General features: G+C 69.9%; 2 protein-coding genes and 1 tRNA gene. All 3 read right to left on the minus strand.

The genetic code is table 11. The annotated features are described in order from the left end of the window. Nucleotides 1-33 precede the first annotated feature (33 nt). Nucleotides 34-110 (minus strand) — tRNA-Arg (locus SGR02S_RS19275). Between the two features lie 48 nt (nt 111-158). Then, nucleotides 159-632: a DUF1178 family protein gene (locus tag SGR02S_RS19280; RefSeq protein WP_067113838.1), complete on the minus strand. Its 474-nt coding sequence runs from the start codon at nt 630-632 to the stop codon at nt 159-161. Beyond that, the gene (gene grxC / locus SGR02S_RS19285) at nt 629-895 is read right to left on the minus strand and encodes a glutaredoxin 3 (RefSeq protein WP_067113840.1); all 267 of its coding nucleotides are present in this window, start codon (nt 893-895) and stop codon (nt 629-631) included. The genes SGR02S_RS19280 and grxC overlap by 4 nt, the downstream gene beginning before the upstream one ends. Nucleotides 896-1048: the final 153 nt, after the last annotated feature.

Below are 1048 nucleotides of genomic sequence, written 5' to 3' on the forward strand. Positions count from 1 at the left end.
ATACCAGCCAAAGTTCTCTCTTTTGTTCGGGAATGGTGCGCCCGACAGGATTCGAACCTGTGGCCCCCAGATTAGGAATCTGATGCTCTATCCTGCTGAGCTACGGGCGCGTGCTGCCGGGGCAGCGCCGCCTCTCTACCGGCGCGGGCTTGCCGCCGTCAATTGGCGAGATCGGGCGGGACGACCGGGACGAGCAGCGGCATCGCCGCGATGCCGTCGTCGTGCAGCGCCTGCGCTTCTTCGGGCGAGGCCTGGCCGTGGATCAGATCTTCGGGAGCGCGCCCCTCGTGCATCGCGCGCGCCGCATCGGCGAATTCGCGGCCGACCCAGCGCGACTGCGGCAGCATCTCCGCCTGCTTCGCCGCGATTTCGGCAAGCACCCGGCGCACGACCTCCGCCGGCACGGCATTCGCCGGCTCGCCGGGCGGCACCGCGGCGACCACCGCCCCGCCCGCCTGGTTCGACTTGGCCCCCACGCGCGGCGCCATCACCGCCTTGCGCACCGCGCTGTCGCCGCAGATCGGGCAGGCGATCAGGCCGCGCGCCTGCTGATCGGCGAAGCTGTCGCTGCTGGCGAACCACGCCTCGAAGCGATGTTCGCCCGCGGTGCAACTGAGGTCGAAGACGATCACGGCCGCCCCGCCGCCAGCAGCGGGTCGAGCCCGCCCTTCGCATCGAGCGCGGCAAGATCGTCGCTGCCGCCGATGTGCCGCCCGTCGATGAAGATCTGCGGCACGGTGCGCCGTCCGCCGGCGCGCGCGACCATCGCATCGAAGCCCGCGCGATCCATCGTCACGTCGATCTCTTCATAAGCGGCGCCCTTGCCGTCGAGAAGCGCCTTCGCCCGCGTGCAATAGGGGCAGAAGAATTTGGTATAGATCTCGATCGTCGCCATGCGGCTATCCCGTCATCATCCTGCCATCCATATCGGAATCCAGCATGGCAAAGTCAATCGGATCGACGGGCGACGCCGCGCCGGGCACCACGCGCGCCCAGGTCAGCGCCGATACGCGCGCCGCCCCGGCCCGCCGCAGCGCCCGCGCCGCCG

The organism is Sphingopyxis granuli NBRC 100800 (assembly GCF_001591045.1).
Taxonomy (GTDB): domain Bacteria; phylum Pseudomonadota; class Alphaproteobacteria; order Sphingomonadales; family Sphingomonadaceae; genus Sphingopyxis; species Sphingopyxis granuli.